The organism is Lentilactobacillus hilgardii (assembly GCF_009832765.1).
Classification (GTDB): Bacteria; Bacillota; Bacilli; order Lactobacillales; family Lactobacillaceae; genus Lentilactobacillus; species Lentilactobacillus hilgardii.
On the sequence record NZ_CP047123.1, the window covers coordinates 1 to 20,449 of the forward strand.

Sequence of the window (20,449 nt, forward strand, 5' to 3'; positions counted from 1 at the left end):
ATGACAAAATCAACAAATTTCAATTACTATGAAGCCGATAATGTATATGGAGCCTTGTTTTTCCAGTTTCCTAAGGTATTAATGTATGGCGAGCAATACAAACATTTAAGCAATGACGCTAAATTAGCCTATATGGTACTGAAAGACCGATTAGAGTATTCTTTGCGCAACAACTGGGTTGATAGTAAAGGACACGTCTACTTTATCTTTACCAATCAAGAATTAATGGACTTGTTCAATTGTTCAAAAGGAAAAGTCATCAAAATAAAAGCAGAGCTGGAATCAATCGGATTACTCGTTCAGAAACAAATGGGCTTTAACCCGAAAACTAAAAAGAATGAACCGAATCGCTTATATCTGTCCAAGCTCGATGTGAAAGCAACCGATGTCTATTTACGCGGTGAATATGGTCAAAGCAGCCCTCAAACCCTTGCTACGAGCGGAAGTTCAAAAAATGAACTTCCGCGGGAGACCGTTGAAACCCTTGCTACGAGCGGAAGTTCAAAAAATGAACTTCCGCATAAGTTCGTTGACAACAGCTCTCAAACCCTTGCTACGAGCGGAAGTTCAAAAAATGGACTTAATCTATATAAAGAACCTAAAGAAAGAGATAAAAAAAGATACAATATAGATACTCAAAAGTTGGACTTTTCCACAGCCCATTTTTCACCAGCAGAAATTCAAAAGCAAAACCAGGATTTGGTGAACCATGCTAATGACTTCTTAACTGATGAAGACAGTGGCTTACCGGTTTTCTTAGAACCCGAAGCCGTGCAATTACTAAGTTTCTGGTGCCGCACTCCGCAACAAATGCGGCGCTTCATTGGCATTATCTTAAATGCTAAGTACCGAGTTGAGAAAGATCACAAAGATATTGGTGTCATAATCCCACTTGATGATGAGGAACTGAAACCTTTAATGACTAAAGCCTTGAGACGCTACTTTAACGCCCTGAGAAGCAATGAGAAGCATATCAAGAACGTGGAGAACTACTTATACGGCACCATGCAAAACCTATTTGGCGTTTGGTGGAATAAACAAGCGGCTAGAGAATATGCGGCCAAACACCCCGAAGAAGAAAAGTCGGCCGACAACGATAACAGTGGGTTGTACTACTAGTCCTAAAAGGCTACAAAATCCTTTCTAAGCAGCTTTAAGACTTACTAACCTATTTATACTTAAGTTAGATTTAAATGGCTTAAACAGAAGAATAGGGGCTTTTAAATGAGTGCCAGAGCTAACCAGGCTAACCAGCTCAAAAGTTCAGCCTTTAGATCAACGCCAAGCTCAAGTGATTCGAGGCTAGGGCTTTATCTATTGATAAGGTACTCAAAAGGTAGTATAATGGTAGTAGTAAAAGAAAGGAGATGAGACAATCATGGCAGTTAAGGAAAAGAAACGGGTCCAAGTCAAGATTGATAAAGATTTGGCCGATGATACCGAAGCAGTTTTAAGCGAATTGGGCTTAAATCCAACCACGGCCATTAACATGTTTTACAAGCGGATTGTTGCTAATGGTGCTTTACCTTTTAATGCGTCTTTAAGCGAAGAAGAAAGAGCTAATTTACGCTTTTTAAAGGCAACCGAAGGGACACCAGTCACCGAGTTCAAAGACGCTAAAGAGGTCGCTGATTGGCTCAACGATCCAGATGAGGACTAATGACTTAGTCAGCCTATACGTTAGTTTTGTAGAAACTAACGGTGGCAAGTCTCGGCCAGTTTTAATTCGTCGCGTATCAGAACAGACGGTCGAGGCTTTTAAAATTACTAGTCAGTATGAAAAGAAGTCGGCTTATATCAAGCAACAATATTATCCGATTCAAGATTGGCAATCCGCTGGGTTGAAGAAACCTTCCTGGGTCGATCTTGGTAATATTTATCGCTTTCCCAAAGCCGGTTTAAACTTTAAAGAAATCGGTCATTTAAGTAAGCTAGATCAAAATAAAATTTCAGACTTTACGCTTGACCTAAAATCAAAAATAAGAGGTAAGGGTCAAAAGATAATTCAACAGCGATCAAGTAAAAGGAAGCACAAAGAAAGTAAAGCAGAGCTTACACAAAGAATTCAAAAACAGTTAAAAGACTTTGCTAAACACAATCCAGAAATTAAGCCAAAAAACAATCCTGAAAATAAAAACGATCGGCCTAGTTATTAGGTTGATCGTTTTTTAATTTATCCGGTTTATGGGCGTTAACATAGTCAGCAAATATTTTTAAAAGTTCTTCGGTTTGTTCGACCGAGAGGTTATCAGCTTGAAAGTATTTTTCGAGCAAAGCCCCTTTTTGAATTAATCGGCGAGAACGGGCTTTGCGGGCTTGCCGATTTTCAAAGTATTTAGATTGTCGTAATTTAAAATCTTCCCGCTCAATTTTTTGTTTTAAACGCGCTTGCTTCTCGACTAGTTTTTCATATTGATTAGACATAGAATTTCCCCATCTCGTATGGCTAATGATCTACGGACTTTACCTTTAAAAATTCAGAAAATTGCTTGGCTAAAAGCTTAATCTGATCGTTAGACAAATTAGCATAATCTAAATTGGCTTGACTGATGATTTGTTTACCTAGCCGTTGTTCAATCTTATTTTTTTCGTCCTTAATTTTTTGATTAAGGGCTTTTAATTTAGCTTCTTGTTTTTCTAAGTTACTTTGAGACATAACGATCCCTCCAATCATATTAGAAATAATCACCGACACTATATCATAAGGGAAACGTTAAGTCAAAGTATAAAATTTGAAATAGCGAAGCGGAAAGCATACACTAAGTTAAAGTTAAGAGAATCAGAAGACCGAGTGAAACGAGGTCAATGCGCACTTACACATAGAATAAATTCTATGTTGTGCTAACCCCAAAATCCTGTATTAGAAGTCGCCGATGGCGACAACAAGGTCAAAACCCATAGAATCAAAGGAAGACGGTGACTGACATGGCAATATTCCACATGAGTTTTAGTAATATTAGTGCTGGTAAAGGACGAAGTGCGATTGCCAGTGCGGCTTATCGAAGTGGTGAAAAATTATTTGATGATAAAGAAGGTCGCCGATATTTCTATGCCCGATCGGTAATTCCAGAAAGCTTTATTTTAACCCCCAAAAATGCACCAGAATGGGCCAGTGATCGAGAAAAATTATGGAATGAAGTTGAAAAGAACGATCGTAAATCAAACTCACGGTATGCGAAAGAATTTAACGTGGCTTTACCGATAGAATTAAGTGAATCCGAACAGAAAGAATTACTGACAAAATATGTGCAAGAAAATTTTGTCGATCAAGGTATGGTAGCTGACGTAGCAATTCATCGCGATCACTCAGACAATCCGCATGCACATGTGATGTTAACCAATCGCCCATTTAACCCCGATGGTAGTTGGGGATTAAAAGCAAAGACGCAGTACATTAAAGATGAAAATGGCAAGCAACTTTTAACCAAAAGCGGGTTTCCAAAACAAAGAAAAATTTGGTTGGTTGATTGGGATAAAAAGGAAAAAATTAATGAGTGGCGAAAAAATTGGGCGTTGAGTGTTAATCAGTTCTTAGCACAAAAAAATATTCCGGATCGGATTAGTGAAAAATCGTTTGTCGATCAAGGGATTCAAGAGACACCTACCCAACACGAAGGCATTAACAGCCAAAGAAAAAATCGAAAAGCATTTAATCAACAAGTTAGCGCACAAAGAAACGCTCAAGCTAAATATCATAATCTTGACGAAAAGATAAGAAATCATGAACATTTTGACGCGTTAACTGACGAGCTATCGTTCTCTGAAAAACACACAATTAGTCATCTAAGTCAGCAATTGAAAACCTATGTCGATTTAGAACATTTAGATGATAAACAGCGCATGCTGTTTAATTGGAAAAACAGCTTATTAATCAAACATGCCATTGGTGAAGATGTAACCAAGCAACTGCTGACTATTGACCAGCAAACGACATCACTAGCACAAGCTAACCAGTTGTTAAATAAAGTGGTGGAACGAGCAACGAAAAAGCTTTATCCGGAACTTGATTTTGAACAGACAACCGCGGCTGAACGTCGGGAACTGATTAAAGAAACTAATAGTGAACAAACGATTTTCAAAGGTAGCGAATTGGCAGAACGGTTAGCGGATATTCGAAACGACTTATTAACCCAGCAATTATTGACGTTTACCAAGCGGCCATATACCAGTTGGCAGTTAGTTAATCAGCAAGCCCAAACAATTGAGAAGCAATTAACCACGGTGCTAGCCAAACATGGTCACCAGTTAGACGATTTGAAGCATACTGATCGGGGCATGCTAGCCGCTTATCAACCTAACGAACTCGAATTCATTTCTAAAGCGGTGAAAAATTTACGGGTCATGCGGGAAGTTAAAGCCGTAGTGCAAACTCAATACAACAGCATTCTAACGACTGCTTTTCCGGACAGTGACCTGGATAAGCTAGAGACGATTGATAAGGAGCAAATCTATACCGCTGTGGTTTACTATGACCCAGAATTAAAGCCATTAAGCGCCGATGATCTTAGTCAATTACAACAGCAGCCACCGGTAGTCTTTACTAGTCAGCAACACCAAGCTGGTTTGAATTACCTGTTAGGTAAAATTGAATTAAAAGATATTCAGAACCACCGATTACAACGGGTCTTAAAACATGATGGCACTCGGCAACTGTTTATCGGCGAATGTGGCCAAGATCCTAAGTTGGATCACAAACAAATTGAAATGGTGCAAACCCGTTTGAAACAACAGACAACGCGGTTTGATCAATATAAGCAGGCTCAAGTTAATGACTACCGGGCCATTAATTACCACCCAACTAGCCCGAAAAATTACCTGATGAATATTTTGGACGAAGCCTTAATGACCATTTTATATGCGAAAAATACGGACTATCTAAGAAAACAGCAACTACGTGGACTAAAGGAGACCGAGTGGGAAATGACGAAAAAGCAACGGCAACACCAAACTCGAAACCGGCATGAAGATGGGGGCATGCACTTGTAATCTAAATGTAAAATTAAAAGTGCACCAACGTGCTCATTTAATGGTACAATGAATCTATAATATGGGGTTAATGGAACATCCATACGAAAAGTAGCGGTAGGAAGCCGAACACTCAGAATGTTTGTTATCTGAATATACGGTTTTCTACCGCTATTTTAAAATTCGTATTGGTTACGGACCTACTGATTCCTCAGAGGTTACCGACTTTTGCTAAGTCAATAATCTGCTGCTCAATTTGATCTCTGACCTTCCGAAAAACTACTATTCTATCCTGTTCGGATCCAGCTGCTAAAGCCGGGTCTGGAAGTGGCCAATGCTTTTTCTTGACCGTTGGTGGGGTGACTGGACAGCGATCACGAGCGTCTCCACATAAGGTGACAACTAGGTCACTGTGAAGCAAATAATCGGGATCAATTAACTTTGATGTTTGCTGGGAAATATCTATTCCTTTTTCAGCCATAACTTTAACAGCCAATGGATTCAAGCCATGCACCTCGACTCCCGCACTGGCAACGCGCCAATCATTGCCTAAAATTTTTTTAGCGAATCCTTCAGCCATTTGACTTCGACAAGCATTTCCAGTACATAGAAAATAAATTTGTGTCATCATTAATCCTCCATCTAAACTATTAGTGAACCAAAGCAGCTACTAAATCCATGTCTAAGTAACTGCTAAACTCGTTAATGGTTGGGTATTCACCGGTTTTTACCAACTGACCATTCACTAACGTAATTGGTAAAGCATTTATACCCTGACGTTTTAGTTCTTGGGCAACAATCGGATTTCGAACAAAGGCATCGGGGTTCTGGGCTAAATTACGACGAATGAACATGGCCTGCCCCTGTGCATTCACACTGACATACCGCTGAATGGCCGTTGTTTGAATCAATTCCTTATCAACGCTGGGACCACAAACACCGGTTGAACAACACATTGCTGGTTCAAAAAGCTCTATTTTTTTCATTCTATTCATCTCCAAAGTAATTGTGATTTATATTTTCTAACCAAAAATCGATAATGATAACCAGAGGCCACATAGGGTAATAAACAACACTGGGATCGTGGTTACAATTCCAATTTTAAAATAAGTCCCCCATTTAATTTTAACTCCCTTTTGAGCTAACACATGTAGCCAGACTAATGTAGCCAAAGAGCCAATTGGGGTAATCTTAGGTCCCAAATCTGAGCCGATTATGTTTGCGTACACTAACGTATGATGGATGAGCCCTGAAACGTCAGCGCCTTTGATTGATAGTGCATTAATCATGACGGTCGGCATGTTATTCATTAATGACGATAAAAGTGCTGCTAAGTAGCCCATGCCCATTGTGGCAGCAAACCGACCACCTTTTGCGATTTCGGTAATGACACCTGATAATAATGTTGTTAGACCAACGTTCTGAAGGCCGTAGACTACGACATACATACCGATTGAGAAAAAGACAATGTTCCAAGGAGCTCCTTTAATCGCTGCCATCGCATTAACATGGGAACTTCTTTGACCAACTATCAGAAAAATAGCCGCAATACTCAGTGCGATAAAGGAGACGGGGATTCCTAAGAAACCGCTACTAAAGTAACCAATCAATAGGAGGATTAAGACGACCCATGAAAACTTGAAAAGTCGCTGATCTTTTAGTGCAGAACTGGGTTCCGCAACCTGAGTGGCATCAAATTTTCGTGGCAATGCTTTTCGAAAGTAAAGATACAGGATACCAATACTACCTAACAGCGAAAATAGATCAGGAATCCACATTCTTAACGCATACGCTGAAAAGGAAATTCCAAAAAAGTCTGCAGAGACAATATTTACCAAGTTACTAACAATCATTGGTAAAGAAGTGGTATCGGCAATAAAGCCACTGGCAATAATAAAAGGGAAAACTTGCTTTTCATCAAAGTGTAAGGCACGAACCATTGCTAAAACAATGGGGGTAAGAATCAGAGCAGCCCCATCATTAGCAAAAAGGGCAGCAACGACGGCGCCTAAGGTGGTCACCAAAATAAACATGCGAATACCGTGACCGTTTGCCCAGCGAGCCATGTGTAAGGCGGCCCATTCAAAAAATCCGATTTGATCTAAAATGAGTGAAATCAGAATAATAGCCACGAAAGATAAGGTGGCATTCCAGACAATTCCGGTAACTGTTCCAACATCTTTAAAACTCACCACGCCAAACAATAATGCTAAAATTGCACCACCAACGGCTGTCCATCCAATTGATAATCCTCTAGGTTGCCAGATAACGAATAATAATGTGAGTAAGAAAATTCCAACGGCAAAAAAGACTTGCATGATACCTCCTAAACTGATTAATTATTTTTTTCCTTTAATTAATTAAACCGTTAAAAGCGTTTTTTCGTAATTTGGTTGCCATTGCATAACAGCAAAATGATTATTCGAAAGCTCTTTTACCTGATCAATCCATTTAACTTCGCTTTGCACTCGAGCCAGCAAACATGGATCAGTGGTTTGAGTTGCCAACATACTTTGGTTGACCACCCACCAAGTATGAGCTAGACTGGCTCGCTTCAAATCGTCATCTAACCGCATTGATTCATAAACCGGCGTGGCTTCTGGTAGCGTTACCATAACAATTTCAGTTTGCTTAGGATCTTGTAGTCTTGGTAACAGATTAACGACTGCTTGTGGGACGCTGCCGGAGGTATGGGCAACTTCTTGAGCATAGCTTTGGGTCGAGTTTAACAGTAAGAGTGTATGACCAGTCGGAGCCGTATCAACCACAACGACGTCACTATCATTTTGGGCGACTAACTCAGCAAAAGCTCGGAAGACAGCAATTTCTTGAGTACATGGTGAACGCAAATCTTCAGCGACATAATCAACATCATTAGACTTCATGGTCTTTTTAGCAGTAGTGAGAACTTCGTTTTGATATTCTTTTAAAGACTTTTTCTCATCAATATGGCTCACCTTGATCAGCGGACTTGTGATTTTGAAGTATTTCAAATGATCAGCTGGGTCAGTGGTAGCCAAGTGCACGGTTTTGTGTTGAGCAGCTATCTTTTGGGCAATTTGAACGGCAACGGTTGTTTTACCAACGCCACCTTTGCCCATGGTGAAGATAATTTTTTTATTTGACTGCACTAAATTCTTCACGACAACATCCAGATCAGGAAAGTGACTAGCAGTAACCGGTTCCTCAGTGATTTGCGGCTGCTGGTCTTTCAATAGTAGTCGTAAATTAGCTAATCCCAATACGTTGTATGCTCGCAATGGGATTGCTAACTTGGGTAGCTGGTCTAAAGTGACTGGCATATTCTGCAAATCAGCTTGCTGTTGTTTAAAAATAGTCTGAGAAACTGCGTCGGTTGGCTGATTTAAGATACCGTTAATGATTAGTTGCTGGTTCTTAATGTTTAAGGCTGCCAACTCATGTGAAGCGCGTTGTGCCTCCAGAAGGGCGCCTTTTTGTGGTCGGGTAACTAAAAACAAAGTCGTCGCTTGAGGATTGCCTAAAGTTTCAACCGCTTTTTGATACATAGCTTTCTTATCATTTAAGCCAGCTAGTTGGCCGAGACAGGATGCACCACGATCATTCTTATCCAGGTAATTACTCCAAGCAGAAGGCAATTGCAGCATTCTTAAGGTATGGCCGGTCGGCGCGGTATCAAAAATAATATAGTCAAATTGCTGATTAATCTTGGAACTAGTTAGAAAGTTGGCAAATTCATTAAATGCAGCAATTTCAACCGTACACGAGCCTGATAATTGTTCAGCCATATTCTGAATGGCTTCTTTGGGCAACACGCCTCGATAAGGTTGAATAACCTGCTCGCGATACTCGTTCGCAGCAATGACCGGATCAAAGTTGGCAGCAAACAAACCGGAAATGTTTGGAATCGGCTTTGGCTGATTGGTTAAACTAACTTTAAAAACGTCCTGCAAGTTACTAGCTGGATCAGTGGAAACGATCATAACTCGGTGACCAGCATCAGCTAAGCTAATTGCAGTGGCACTGGCAACCGTGGTTTTGCCAACCCCACCCTTGCCGGTAAAAAATAGGTACTTGGTTAAATTAATCTCTTGTGGCGAATACTTTTCCATCATTTTTCAGCTCCTTCCATAGACACGCGTCTATGTATTGCTTAAAAAACTTAATTGGCAACATCTTTTTCACAATCAGACCGTTGGCAAAGGCAGTGCTCATCAGCGGCTAACAGTTGGTCGGTATTCTGTTTAAACTCTTGGACAAACCTTTTTTGTAGGGAATAGTGTTGCCATTTCCCATCCTTTACCGCAAACACAATACCTGCATTTTGCAAAACCTTCATATGATGAGACAAAGTGGGTTGAGAAAAATCAAAATGCTGGAGGATATCACAAGCACAAAGTGATCCACATGAAAGCAGATCAATGATTTTTAGGCGGTTCGGGTCAGCCATTGCTTTTAGCATTTGAACGTAATTTTGATAATCCATTTTTTCTCCTTCCATTACATAGACAATCATCTATGTATAGTATAAGAGCTACTCCAATGGCTTGTCAACTTTGTTAAAACTAAAGGTCGTAAATCTTTTTTGGAATCCATAATATTTAGAAGTCAGTTGTGAGAAGCAGATGGGTCATCTTTTCTTTTAAGCTTTTTTAGTTTTAACCGATTCACTTCGCGGTAAAAAGTTCCTGAGGAAATTTGGTTGGTGGCCAAAATTTCTTTAACTGAATAGTCACCACTTTGATACATCCGAATGGCAATATCCAACTTTTCTTGGGCGATTCGTGGTCGGCCAACTGTCACGCCACGCCGACGACTGGCCGCAATCCCTTCTTTAACCCGATCAGCTAATAAATTCCGCTCCAGTTCCGCAATCACACTCATCATTTGCAGCATGGCTCGACCAGTTGGGGTCTCGGTGTCCATCTGCTCCTTTAAAGAAACAAACTTAATTTGTTTTTGGTGCAGTAATTGAATCAGATTTAAAATGTCCAACGTATTGCGGCCCAAGCGGGAAATACTTTCAACGACCACGACATCATGAGCCCGAATGGTTTGGAGAAGCTGGGTAATTCCCGGTCTTCTTTGCCGGGTCCCGGTAAACTTTTCTTGAATGATTTTTTCGGCACCATAAGCCATTAATTGATCAATTTGGCGATTGAGATTCTGATCATCTTTTGAAACCCGTGCATATCCAATAATCATGAGTGACTCCTTAGTTTTTTGATAGCCAGGGTAAATTTAGCTATCTTTTGGCAATGGTTTATTATAAACTTTTTGATAATGAGTTTTTGAAAACTCAAAACCCGGTTAAATCAACCTAATCAAAGTATAGCGAAACCTTTCCAAAAACTATAGTTTTTTAAAAACATTGGAGAATAATATGCCGACTAACCCGCATCACCAACAAAGCTTCGGAACTTTTGAGGGCATCTCTTCTGCCGATCAACTGCGGCTGTATTTTCAATTAACTGATTTTGATCGCGCGTTAATTGATGAAATGCGTTCCGCAACGACTAAATTAGGCTTTGCCGTTCAATTGAGCTCAGTTAGATTTTTAGGAACTTTTCCAACTAATCTACAACAAGTCCCAGCTGAGGTAATTGATTATTTAGCTAAACAGTTAACTATTGATGGTCGGGCATTAGCAGGCTACACGCGAAAAATGACCATTAGCCAACATATGGCGCTGATTAAGCGAAAATATCATTATCAAGCCTTTACTGATCCCGCGGTCAAAGCGAGCCTGAACGACTGGCTGCTTGAGCGAGCGCGTTTTACAAACGAAACCGAAAAACTACTTTTTGATATGCTGCTAAAAAAATGTTTGGATGAAAAAATTCTCTTACCAGGGGTGACCACCTTTGAACGCTTTGTTAATGGGGTCACGGAGGTTGCCGCCGACCTTTTGGATAGTCAATTAGTGGCCGTCCCTTCAGCGGAAGAAACGGACCGACTTTTAAATCTGTTAACTGCCGTTGGGGAACCCATCTATGGGGCCACCATTAAAATGGATCTCTTAAGAAATCCTTTGATGGATGAAAGCCGCAAAGAAATTAACCGTGGCTTTACTCGATTAAAACAGTTTCAACAATTTAAAACTGAGGATTGGCAATTAGGCGCAATTCCAGCAGGAAAGTTAAAGAATCTGGCCAACTATGCTTTTAAAGCCAAGGCCAGTCTGATTAAACGGATGTCCGTCAAAAGACAAACGGCGCTATTGGTCGCTTTTGTTTCCGAGTATCGCAAACGAGCGATGGATGAACAATTACTAGCTCTTTCACGCTTCTACGAGACGCTTTTTAAACGGGCCAAAAATAAAGAAGCCAAGGAACGGCTGCGAACCATTAAAGATTTTGATCATGCAGCTTTAACGCTCTCCCAGATTGTCAGGTTATTGATGGACGAAACGATCAGCAGTCAAGATCTCAGAAACAAAGTTTTAGCAACTTATCCACCTGAAATAATTGAGTCAGCCGTTACCCAGGTTAATCAGTTAGTGCGTAATGAGCGAGAACCAATTGCCATTGAAGAACTGTTAAATGCTTATCGAAAATTCCGGAAATTCATTCCGGATATTTTAGCCACTATTGTTTTTGAAGGGACTACCAATGGCCAAGATTGTCTGATGGTTTGGGAGTTTATTCGCCAACGGTTTCCGCGCCCGGTTACCTATCGGATGTTTGAACAGATCGTCGAAAAACTACCGAAAAAATGGCGTTATTATATTCGTGAGAACCCCCAAGTAACCAATCAGTGTGTGTTGATTGCCGGCATCGAGCTTCTGGTTCATGGTCTTAAGCGTCATGATATTTACGTCCGGCAAAGTAATCGCTATCTTGATCCCATGGCCTGCTTAATTGATAAGTCTACTTGGCGTCAACAAAAGGCCGTTTTGATTCAACAACTTGATTTACCGCAGACTGGTCAAGCAGCCGTTGAAGCGGTGAAACAGGATTTAGCTTTATCCTATGCCGAGGCCCTAAAAAATTGGGCTGATTCAGAAATGGCCCAGGTCAAAGAGGTTGACGGCCAAGAAAAAATTATTGTGGCCAAATTACGCAAAGTCCGTGAACAAAAGGACGAAGCGGCCTTTAAAAGTCGGGTTCGGCATTTAATTCCCAAAATTGATTTATCGGATATTCTCTTGGAGGTTAACCAACAGTTACAGTTAACACAATGTTTTAGTCACGTTAGTGAAAGTGGGACGAAGATGAAACACGTTGATATTAGTATTTTAGCGGTTTTATTAGCTGAGGCTTGTAACATTGGCCTTTCGCCAGTGGCTAAAAACAGTTCAAATAGTCTAAAATACGATCGGTTAATGTACGTGGACCATCAATACTTGCGAATTGATACCCTTGCCGCCGCCAATCGCCGCATTATTAACGCGCATAAAAAATTAAAAAGTGCGCTCATCTGGGGCGACGGTCAAATGGCTTCGGCCGATGGCATTCGTTACGTTACCCCCCAAAGGTCTTTATATTCTCGTAGCAATCCAAAATACTTTGGCCGCGGTCGCGGGGTTACTTTTTACAATTTTGTTTCTGATCAATATATCGGCTTTCATGGCATGGTGGTTGCAGGGACCTTACGAGATTCTCTCTACCTATTAGAAGGCTTTTTAAATCAAGGCAGCAGTTTGGAACCCACTCAGATTATGACCGACACCGCCGGTTATAGCGATTTAGTCTTTGGCTTATTTGGCCTATTAGGTTTTCAGTTCAGTCCCCGAATTGCTAATAGTCAGGGAACCAAGCTATGGCGGATTGATTCGACCGCTGATTATCAAGTCTTAAATGGGGTGTCTCAAAACCGCATTAATTTAAGGTTGATTGAAGAACATTGGGAGGATATTTTACGCGTGGCCGGTTCGTTAAAGTCTGGTAAGGTCAATGCGACAGAATTAACTCAGGCCTTGCAACGTGAAGGCCACCCAACCGCTTTGGGTAAAGCGATTACTGAATACGGCAAAGTCTATAAAACGAAACATCAATTACGCTATCTTTCAGATGAGATTTATGCGCGTCAAATTTTGGAACAGCTAAATAATGGTGAAGCTCGGCACGCGCTTTGTCGAAACATCTTTTATGGTCGGAAAGGGAAGCTTTATCAAACGTATTTTGATGGTATGGAAGAACAACTAAACGCTCTCAGTTTAGTCACGAATGCCATTATTTATTGGAATACCGTTTACCTGGAAAAGATTGTGACGCAGATGCAATCAGAAGGGTTTGATTGTTCTGACGACATGATCGGCAAATTATCGCCACTGATGTTTGAACACATTAACTTTGTCGGTAAGTACACGTTCCAATATAATGAAGCGTTAGAAAATGGTCATTTAAGACCATTGGATGAAGCAGACGAAAAATAAGATTGTTCGGTTTTTAAAGTCTACCGCTACTTTTCGTACGAATGTTCCAGAGCTCTTTTTAAATAAAGCCAATATAAAAAATCAGAAACGCTGTTAAATCAACGTTTCTGATTTTTTGTTCGGGATCCTACCGCTACTTTTCGTATGGATGTTCCATTGACCCCAAACACCGCAAAAAGAAACGACACCACCGGTGCCCTTTACCGAAGGTACCTTAATTACGGCAATGAAGACGGCCGGTAAAACACTTGATGATGAAGAAGCCCAAGCGATTCTTAAAGATGTGCAAGGCATTGGGACAAGTGCGACCCGGGCCAATGTGCTAGAAGTGTTAAAGAAACGCGGCTATCTCGTCACTGAAAAAAATAAGCTGCACGTCAGTGAAGCGGGGATTACTTTATGTAAAGCGGTTGAACTCGAACCCTTGTTAACTAGCCCAGAGATGACAGCAAAATGGGAGCAAGCGTTACAACAAATCAGTACCGAAGAACGCACCCCGGATAACTTTTTGAGCCAAATCAAAAAGTTCGTGGCAAAATTGATTGCTGATGTCCCCGAGCAATTGACTGGCAGTTCAGCCATTAAGCAACAAATCGATCACCAACAGCAAACGCAAAAAGCCGCCGAAGTATTCTTAGAAACGCCGCAAGCGACCGTTTTAAATAAACAGAAGTTTTACATTGTGAAGCCTAAGCAAGGCGAAGACTTTACCTTACCCAAGAAATGGAGCAGCAAAACCCTTGGTAAAACTGCGATCAAAGCCTTAGTCACCAAGGGTGAAACCAGCAAACTAAAGGGATTCAAGAGCAAAAAGGGAAAGCCGTTTGACGCCAAGTTAAAGCTTGACGGCCATAAATTAAGTTTTGATTTTGATTAGATCCTGTCTACCGCCCTTCACGTTGTTCCGGTTGGTGAACCCGTCATTTAGGTTCACTTTTACAACCCCAAAAGTAAACCTAAATAACGGGTAAGATTAGCAAAACAAAGGAGATCATAAATATGGATAACGAATTAGCAGTCATTGGGAGTGAATTACCGGTTCTGCAGGCTAAAGAACCCTACAAGTATTTAAAGGAAATCACTGGTAACGGCGCTTATTATCAAGTAGCTTGGCAAAAATTATCTGACGGTTACGTTGCCCTTTATGGCACGACCTCGATTCAAATAAGATCATTGCCGACATTGAATGATATTTTTGAAGATGAGGAGGGGTAGACAATGCCGAGTAAAGCAGACGTTAAAGCCTGGAAAGCACAATTGGTTGCCCAGGCTGAACAACAAATCCTAAAATTAACTGATAGTGGCCAATTTAAAAAGTACCTCAATACCTTGGCTAAATTCCATCATTATAGCGCCAGAAACATTGATTTGATTTATGCTTAAATCCGCAAGCGACCCAGGTCGCGGGATTTAAGCAATGGCAAACAGATTTTAACCGCACCGTTAATAAGGGCGCTAAGTCCATTCGAATTGCGGCACCGATTATTAAGAAATTAACACCTGCTGAACAAAAGCGACTTGATACTACCGACGAACGGGCCATTGTTGGTTATCGTTACCTGCCCATCTTCGACGTGGCACAAACTAGTGGTGACCCTGTCCTAAGCGCTAAAGACTTTGTCAAAGAAAATTTGGCCGATCATCAGAATGTGACGAGCTTGTATAATGCATTCAAGGACTATCTCAACCAGCAAACCGACCTTAAAGTCAGTGAAGTGCCTTTAGCGACGCTAAATGGGGCTAAGGGGTATTTTCAACCCAGCACTAATGAAATCGTCATTGGTGGCGATGAGCCCGACAATGCTTTGAAACTAAAGACGTTATATCACGAATATGCGCATAGCCAGCTACACGGATTAAAATCCGCCTTTAAAGATCGGCCACGAGCATATCAGGAAACCCAAGCCGAAGCGGTTGCGTATGTTGCCATGCAAAATATTGGCGTTGATACCAGCAACTACTCACTCGGTTACGTGGCCACCTGGGCTAAAGATAAAGCCGTGATCCATAGTGCTTTAAGTGAGATCCAGCAAGTAAGCAACAAAGTGATTGAGCTTAGCGATGGTTTAACCAAACAATTAGGCTTACAAGAAGCCCAAAAAGAGCCTGAGCATGATTTAAAAAAGCTATCAGCTCAGGATCTTAATAAGTCCTATCAAGGCTTGCAACAACAAATTCAACAGGCAACTAACGCCCAGAGTAGTAATCTGGCGCAGATCGAATCGGAAGGTACCCGAGCCAGTGCAGCCTATAAGGCCATTGTCGCAATCAAACCGGCATTTGCAGCTGACTATCAGCAAGCTGTCACACAACTTTACAAGAAATCTTTAGCGATTGCGCAGATCAAAAAACTTTATAACGACCAGAATTTACAGCACCCAAAGGCCGATCTGAGCAGCAGTAACATTGACCTAGCCATCAACGCCATTGAAAATGTCGAAAATCAGGACTTTGCCAAAAACGTGTTGCCTTGGTCCAAGTAGCGAAGAAATCACAAGCTAACAATGATACGACCGTGGCAATGGAATCGACAGACACATCTTCAACCAAGCAAACCGCAACTACTGGTCGGCAAAATCAGCAAGACACTGGTGAACCAGCTAGCGGCGTGTCTGGGAATCACGCGACAACTGCAGGTCAAGCTTCTGATCAAACAAGTCAACCGAGCCAGAAAGCTCCGAGTCAACCGACTACTTCACCGAGTGGGACAAGTTTAAGCACCGACAATAATGCTGGTGCAAGTGCTTCCTCGTCAATATCAGCATCAGCCAACAAAGCAGAGCCCATGATGGCCGTTTTGAGCGGCGGTTTGTATAAAACCTATGACGATGCAGTTGCATCCATCAAAATCCAAGGCAAAGCCGTTGATGACATGACGATCAGGTCTGTCACAATGAGCGACGGTTCCTTTCAGTGGACTTGGGGACCAAACGGCGAGTGGTAGCAGTAGTTCAAAACCAAGTTCCTCTGCGCCATCTTCTTCCAATCCCACAGGGCAAGATGCAAACAAAAACAGTCAACCGCAGCATTAGACCTTTGCTACTTTCGAAAATCGCTGATAATGGCCTCTTCTCCCACCATCATCAGCGTTTCGCTACGTTATCATATCATTCAAACAACTTTTAAGTCTCACAAAAGACCCGCATCAGTTCGACAGCTACGTCGAATTGATGCGGGTCTTTGGGTTTTCTACTAGTTGATCTGCTGAATCTGTTCACGTTCAGCAGTTGCCCGGACAGGATCCACAAGTGCCTGCCGATGCAAGCCATTGCGCGCTCGCAGAGCATAGAGAATCGTCACGGTATCGACAACTTCTTGCAGCATTGCGCCAATAATTGTTGGAATGACACCGAAGCTGGCGATTAACATCAAACCTGTACAAATCGCAATGCCGATGAGGACCGCTTGCTTGGCAATGACCATGGTTTCCTTAGCAATTAAAGTGGCCGCAGCAACTTTCGCCAAATCGTCGCGCAGAACCACGGCATCAGCCGATTCGCTTGCCGCGGTTGCCCCATGTGCACCCATTGCAATGCCGACATCAGCAATCGCCAATGAAGGTGCATCATTGACACCATCACCAACCATCACAACTGGCCGGCCATCCTTAGGGACGTTATCCAAAACTTCAATCTTCTGTTGTGGCAATTGTTCCGCATAGACTTGGTCAATGCCGACCTGTGCCGCCACTTTATCAGCGATTGACTGCTGATCGCCAGAAATCATAATCAGCTTAGCATCATTTAATTCGTGCAGTTTCGTCATCGTTTCTTTTGCTTCTGGACGAATCTGATCGGAAAATGTGATCGCACCTGCGTACTGGCCATCAACATTCACATACACGGCAGTCGTATCAACCGTAGCCTTCGTCCCAGCAAACTCGGCTTTACCGACCTTGACTTTGCGGCCATCCACCGTGGCATTAACGCCAAAGCTAGTTGTTTCCGACACATCTGTCGCTGGCAGCCGATCAGCTGTCGGCACAGCATCTGTCAGTGAACGCGCCAAAATATGAGTCGATTGACCTTCCGCACTTGCGGCTAGCTTCAAAAGCTGATCCTGTGAGAAACCGGCTTGTGGCAAAATCGTCGCAACTTTTAAAATACCGCGTGTCACGGTGCCGGTTTTATCAAAGGCAAAGGTTTTAGCATCACTTAACTTTTCTAGCGTAGTCCCTGACTTGACAATGATCCCGTTGCGGCTATTACGACTCATGCCGGAGACCATCGCAATTGGCGCGGCCAGAATCAGCGGACAAGGCGAGGCCACAACCAATACCTGTGCAAAACGAACTGGGTCGCCAGAGAAGAACCAGCCAAGACCCGCAATCACATAAGCAATCAACGTAAACGGTACCGCATAACGATCAGCCATCCGAACAAAATGTGCTGGTCGCGCTTCGGATTCCTTAACCAGTTTAATAATCCCTTGATACTGACTATCTTCAGCCCGTTGCGTGACCTTAACAGTTAGGGCAGCGTCACCATTGACGGTCCCAGACATAATGTCACTACCTGCGTTTTTGGCAACCGGTTTAGATTCACCCGTCAAACTGGCTTCATCCACCAAACTCTCACCTGCCAAAACCGTACCATCAACTGGCACGACTTCCTGCGGCTTAACCAAAATCGTTTCGCCAACTTGGACGGCCTCAACTTCAACATCTTCAACGTGTCCATCAACCATACGATGCGCGGTTGTCGGTGCATTTTCGAGTAATTGCTTTAATTCACTGCTTGCTTTTGTTGCTGCGTAGCTTTCAAGCGCATCGCCACCAGTCAGCATCAATAACACGATCATCGCAGCCCAATACTGGCCAACCGCCAAGGTGGCAACAACCGCCGTAATGGCAAGCAAGTCAACACCGAAGTTACCAGAACGAATTGTCTTCACCATGCCCCAGAACATAATTAAAGCAATGATTGACCCCATCACCGTGATCAGCCCTTGCGCGATCAATGGTTGCTTTAAACCGAAAGCAAAGACTAGCGCAATGGCACTTACAGCAAGCACCATCATTAATTGCCAGTTCTTTTTCATCACTGCCACTCCCTTTTTCTAAGTACGCCAATTATAACCATTACAATCTGAAAGCACAACCTATTTTAGAACGAATATAATCTGTCCCACTTAGATGCTCGACATTCATGGTTTCTATTAATTGAGCCATGGCTAAACTCTTCTACCGAAAATTAACTCAAGTGTCCATCATCCCCAACCAGAATCATAAACCGGAAATGATTGACCCCGTTAATTTTATGGCTTCCCTAATATTCACTTCATATTATACTGCTCTTATACTAAAAAAATGGACTATTTTTATTCAGTCCGTAAAATGAAAGTATAGGAGTATTTTTATGTCAATTCGTTATTCACAAGATTTCAAAGATTCATTGGTTAAACTTCACCAAGAAGGCCGTTCACTTGAATCATTAGCAGAAGAATTTGGTCCGTCGAAAGATTCTATTGCTATTTGGGTTAAACAAGCTACCCCAATCATGATCAAGGGTCAGTCAAAGACTTTAAAAGACGTCAAGCAACTAGAGAAGCGCCTCGCTATTTTGGAGGAAGAAAACGAAATTTTAAAGCGAGCGGCCATCTTACTAGCCAAAAAATAGTCCGTAATGTGGGATTGCCGCTCGTTAACCAATTTTTAGCACAAGGCTACGCGCTTGTGCGTATTTTAAGTGCACTTAAAATCAAATCTAGTACCTATTACAATTGGCGCCATTGGCAGCCCAGTCAACAAGAAAAGCGTAGAGAATCCCTAAAACCTTATATTTTAGACGTTTGGAAAACCTTTAAATTTTATGGCTATCGTCGTATTGCTGCTTATAGTCAACTAAACAATGACTGTCCAAAAATATCTGAATATATGACACTCAAATTAATGCGTGAATTAGGGATTAGATCACGCATGCAAAAACGTTATCGAAAGCCAAAAACTGTGGTGACTGTTGATCAAAAACCCAATCTGATTAGACACTTGCATGATTTGAGCGGTGTTTGGCAAACAGATATCACTTATATTCAGTTGACTAACCACAGATGGGTCTATTTAGCGACCGTTTTGGATCCTGAGAAGAGAAAGGTATTGGGCTATAAAATTGGCGATACAATGACAGCCGAGCTAGCCACAAGTGCCTTACAGATGGCTTTAGATAAGCATCGAAAGCCGTTAATTATTCATTCAGATATGGGGTCACAATACACGAGTGCTGAATTTAATATTAAATGTCAAAATTATGGCTTGAAACATTCATATTCACTCAAAGGACATCCATACGATAATGGCCGTATGGAAGCATTTCATTCAATATTGAAACGTGAAGAGGTGTATTTGAAGGCATACGAAACATTAACGCAAGTCCAAGCAGCCATTGGTTGGTATATCAATTTTTATAATCGCAATCGTATCTCAAATGTTGCCTAATTAACTGAATAAAAATAGTCCAAGTTATTGACTTCTGAGCAGCCATCACTGAATTCATGGTTATAGACCCGTAATCGTTCGACCGTTCGGGCTAACGATTCAACGATACCTTTCGTCTGGGGGCGAAAAACGCGACAAGTGATTGGTTGATAGCAGGCATCCTGACTGAATTGCTTAGAACCTGTCTAGTATCTGCTGAATCTGGCATGACAAACTCCTCAGTCGGTTTTCCACAATTCTACCAGATTCAGCAGATACTAGACAGGTTCTTAGGACTAAAAAATAAGTTAAATGATTTACACCATGAAATCAGTAATCGAACGCAAAAACAACTGAAAGCATTTGCTAAACAGAATCCAGAAATTAAACAACCAGATTCTGAACCTGATCAAAGCCTAAAACGTTAGCCAGTTTTTAAGGGACATGCTATAATGTAATAGAAAAAGGAAGTCCCGCTAGAACAGGGCTTCCCATGTAGAGCCGTTAAAGACGGTGGCAGATTTTAACGATATTTAATAACCGCTAGCTGACCAGAGCTAAGGCGGTTATTTTTTTTGCTGACTTTTGATCAGCTCAACAATTAATGCGATTAAGGCCACGATAAAAGTACCGAAAGCCAGCATTAATTGTAAAGCGTCCGCAACGGACACCTAGGCTACTCCTTTCGTTAGGATTTATGGGCTTTAAAGGTTTAA

General features: G+C 41.8%; 20 protein-coding genes and 3 pseudogenes. 12 read left to right on the forward strand and 11 right to left on the reverse strand.

What is annotated here, in order from left to right:
* The 3 genes from GQR93_RS14790 (at position 1) to GQR93_RS15335 (ending at position 2,156) form a co-directional block, all read left to right on the forward strand.
* Positions 1-1,119 (forward strand): replication initiator protein A, encoded by a 1,119-nt coding sequence (locus GQR93_RS14790; protein WP_159298850.1) that lies wholly within the window; start codon positions 1-3, stop codon positions 1,117-1,119.
* 259 nt (positions 1,120-1,378) lie between these two features.
* Entirely contained in the window at positions 1,379-1,660 is a 282-nt protein-coding gene (locus tag GQR93_RS14795) for a type II toxin-antitoxin system RelB/DinJ family antitoxin (protein WP_002819873.1), read from the forward strand.
* Positions 1,650-2,156, forward strand: a complete 507-nt coding sequence (locus GQR93_RS15335) for a hypothetical protein (protein WP_002819871.1) — start codon at positions 1,650-1,652, stop codon at positions 2,154-2,156. Before GQR93_RS14795 ends, GQR93_RS15335 begins: the two co-directional genes overlap by 11 nt.
* Here GQR93_RS15335 and GQR93_RS14805 read toward each other — a convergent pair.
* Positions 2,146-2,424, reverse strand: a complete 279-nt coding sequence (locus GQR93_RS14805) for a hypothetical protein (protein ID WP_159298851.1) — start codon at positions 2,422-2,424, stop codon at positions 2,146-2,148. The two genes, GQR93_RS15335 and GQR93_RS14805, sit on opposite strands and share 11 nt — an antisense overlap.
* Positions 2,425-2,446: 22 nt before the next feature.
* Positions 2,447-2,674 carry a hypothetical protein gene (locus GQR93_RS14810; RefSeq protein WP_003555660.1) on the reverse strand — a complete coding sequence of 76 codons (228 nt, stop codon included), beginning with the start codon at positions 2,672-2,674 and terminating at the stop codon, positions 2,447-2,449.
* Positions 2,675-2,925: 251 nt separating this feature from the next.
* Between GQR93_RS14810 and mobQ the strand changes: the two genes are divergently transcribed.
* A complete protein-coding gene (gene mobQ, locus GQR93_RS14815) occupies positions 2,926-4,986 on the forward strand; it encodes a MobQ family relaxase (protein ID WP_159298852.1) in 2,061 nt (686 codons plus the stop codon).
* A gap of 190 nt (positions 4,987-5,176) precedes the next feature.
* On the opposite strand, the gene arsC is transcribed toward mobQ, so the two are convergent.
* The 6 genes from arsC to GQR93_RS14845 form a co-directional block, all read right to left on the reverse strand.
* Positions 5,177-5,593: an arsenate reductase (thioredoxin) gene (gene arsC / locus GQR93_RS14820; protein ID WP_004563097.1), complete on the reverse strand. Its 417-nt coding sequence runs from the start codon at positions 5,591-5,593 to the stop codon at positions 5,177-5,179.
* 22 nt (positions 5,594-5,615) lie between these two features.
* Positions 5,616-5,951 (reverse strand): arsenite efflux transporter metallochaperone ArsD, encoded by a 336-nt coding sequence (arsD, locus tag GQR93_RS14825; protein WP_159298853.1) that lies wholly within the window; start codon positions 5,949-5,951, stop codon positions 5,616-5,618.
* A gap of 36 nt (positions 5,952-5,987) precedes the next feature.
* Positions 5,988-7,283 (reverse strand): arsenic transporter, encoded by a 1,296-nt coding sequence (locus tag GQR93_RS14830; RefSeq protein WP_003582109.1) that lies wholly within the window; start codon positions 7,281-7,283, stop codon positions 5,988-5,990.
* Between the two features lie 42 nt (positions 7,284-7,325).
* Entirely contained in the window at positions 7,326-9,056 is a 1,731-nt protein-coding gene (gene arsA / locus GQR93_RS14835; RefSeq protein WP_016373382.1) for an arsenical pump-driving ATPase, read from the reverse strand.
* Positions 9,057-9,106: 50 nt separating this feature from the next.
* Positions 9,107-9,430 (reverse strand): ArsR/SmtB family transcription factor, encoded by a 324-nt coding sequence (locus GQR93_RS14840; protein WP_003582114.1) that lies wholly within the window; start codon positions 9,428-9,430, stop codon positions 9,107-9,109.
* Positions 9,431-9,552: 122 nt separating this feature from the next.
* The gene (locus GQR93_RS14845) at positions 9,553-10,149 is read right to left on the reverse strand and encodes a recombinase family protein (RefSeq protein WP_003582117.1); all 597 of its coding nucleotides are present in this window, start codon (positions 10,147-10,149) and stop codon (positions 9,553-9,555) included.
* 178 nt (positions 10,150-10,327) lie between these two features.
* On the opposite strand from GQR93_RS14845, the gene GQR93_RS14850 reads away from it, so the two are divergent.
* From GQR93_RS14850 to GQR93_RS15670, 5 genes and pseudogenes are all read left to right on the forward strand, one after another.
* Positions 10,328-13,321, forward strand: a complete 2,994-nt coding sequence (locus GQR93_RS14850) for a Tn3 family transposase (protein WP_159298854.1) — start codon at positions 10,328-10,330, stop codon at positions 13,319-13,321.
* A 163-nt stretch (positions 13,322-13,484) separates the two neighbouring features.
* Positions 13,485-14,198, forward strand: a pseudogene (locus tag GQR93_RS14855) (DNA topoisomerase); the annotation flags it as partial.
* Between the two features lie 122 nt (positions 14,199-14,320).
* The gene (locus GQR93_RS14860; RefSeq protein ID WP_027823051.1) at positions 14,321-14,536 is read left to right on the forward strand and encodes a hypothetical protein; all 216 of its coding nucleotides are present in this window, start codon (positions 14,321-14,323) and stop codon (positions 14,534-14,536) included.
* Between the two features lie 3 nt (positions 14,537-14,539).
* Positions 14,540-15,528: pseudogene (locus GQR93_RS14865) on the forward strand (ArdC-like ssDNA-binding domain-containing protein); the annotation flags it as partial.
* 263 nt (positions 15,529-15,791) lie between these two features.
* Complete coding sequence (locus GQR93_RS15670) at positions 15,792-16,265, forward strand: hypothetical protein (RefSeq protein ID WP_162230605.1); 474 nt, start codon at positions 15,792-15,794, stop codon at positions 16,263-16,265.
* 248 nt (positions 16,266-16,513) lie between these two features.
* Here GQR93_RS15670 and GQR93_RS14870 read toward each other — a convergent pair whose 3' ends face one another.
* Positions 16,514-18,361, reverse strand: a complete 1,848-nt coding sequence (locus tag GQR93_RS14870) for a heavy metal translocating P-type ATPase (protein ID WP_003577000.1) — start codon at positions 18,359-18,361, stop codon at positions 16,514-16,516.
* Between the two features lie 317 nt (positions 18,362-18,678).
* On the opposite strand from GQR93_RS14870, the gene GQR93_RS14875 reads away from it, so the two are divergent.
* Entirely contained in the window at positions 18,679-18,939 is a 261-nt protein-coding gene (locus GQR93_RS14875) for a transposase (protein ID WP_045353638.1), read from the forward strand.
* Between the two features lie 8 nt (positions 18,940-18,947).
* Positions 18,948-19,754 carry an IS3 family transposase gene (locus GQR93_RS14880; protein WP_054736697.1) on the forward strand — a complete coding sequence of 269 codons (807 nt, stop codon included), beginning with the start codon at positions 18,948-18,950 and terminating at the stop codon, positions 19,752-19,754.
* 20 nt (positions 19,755-19,774) lie between these two features.
* Here GQR93_RS14880 and GQR93_RS15490 read toward each other — a convergent pair.
* A pseudogene (locus GQR93_RS15490) lies at positions 19,775-19,924 on the reverse strand (IS21 family transposase); the annotation flags it as partial.
* A 36-nt stretch (positions 19,925-19,960) separates the two neighbouring features.
* On the opposite strand from GQR93_RS15490, the gene GQR93_RS14885 reads away from it, so the two are divergent.
* On the forward strand, positions 19,961-20,161 hold the full coding sequence (locus tag GQR93_RS14885; RefSeq protein ID WP_024855729.1) for a hypothetical protein: 201 nt from the start codon (positions 19,961-19,963) through the stop codon (positions 20,159-20,161).
* Positions 20,162-20,299: 138 nt separating this feature from the next.
* Here GQR93_RS14885 and GQR93_RS15625 read toward each other — a convergent pair whose 3' ends face one another.
* On the reverse strand, positions 20,300-20,377 hold the full coding sequence (locus GQR93_RS15625) for a putative holin-like toxin (protein ID WP_076661461.1): 78 nt from the start codon (positions 20,375-20,377) through the stop codon (positions 20,300-20,302).
* Positions 20,378-20,449: the final 72 nt, after the last annotated feature.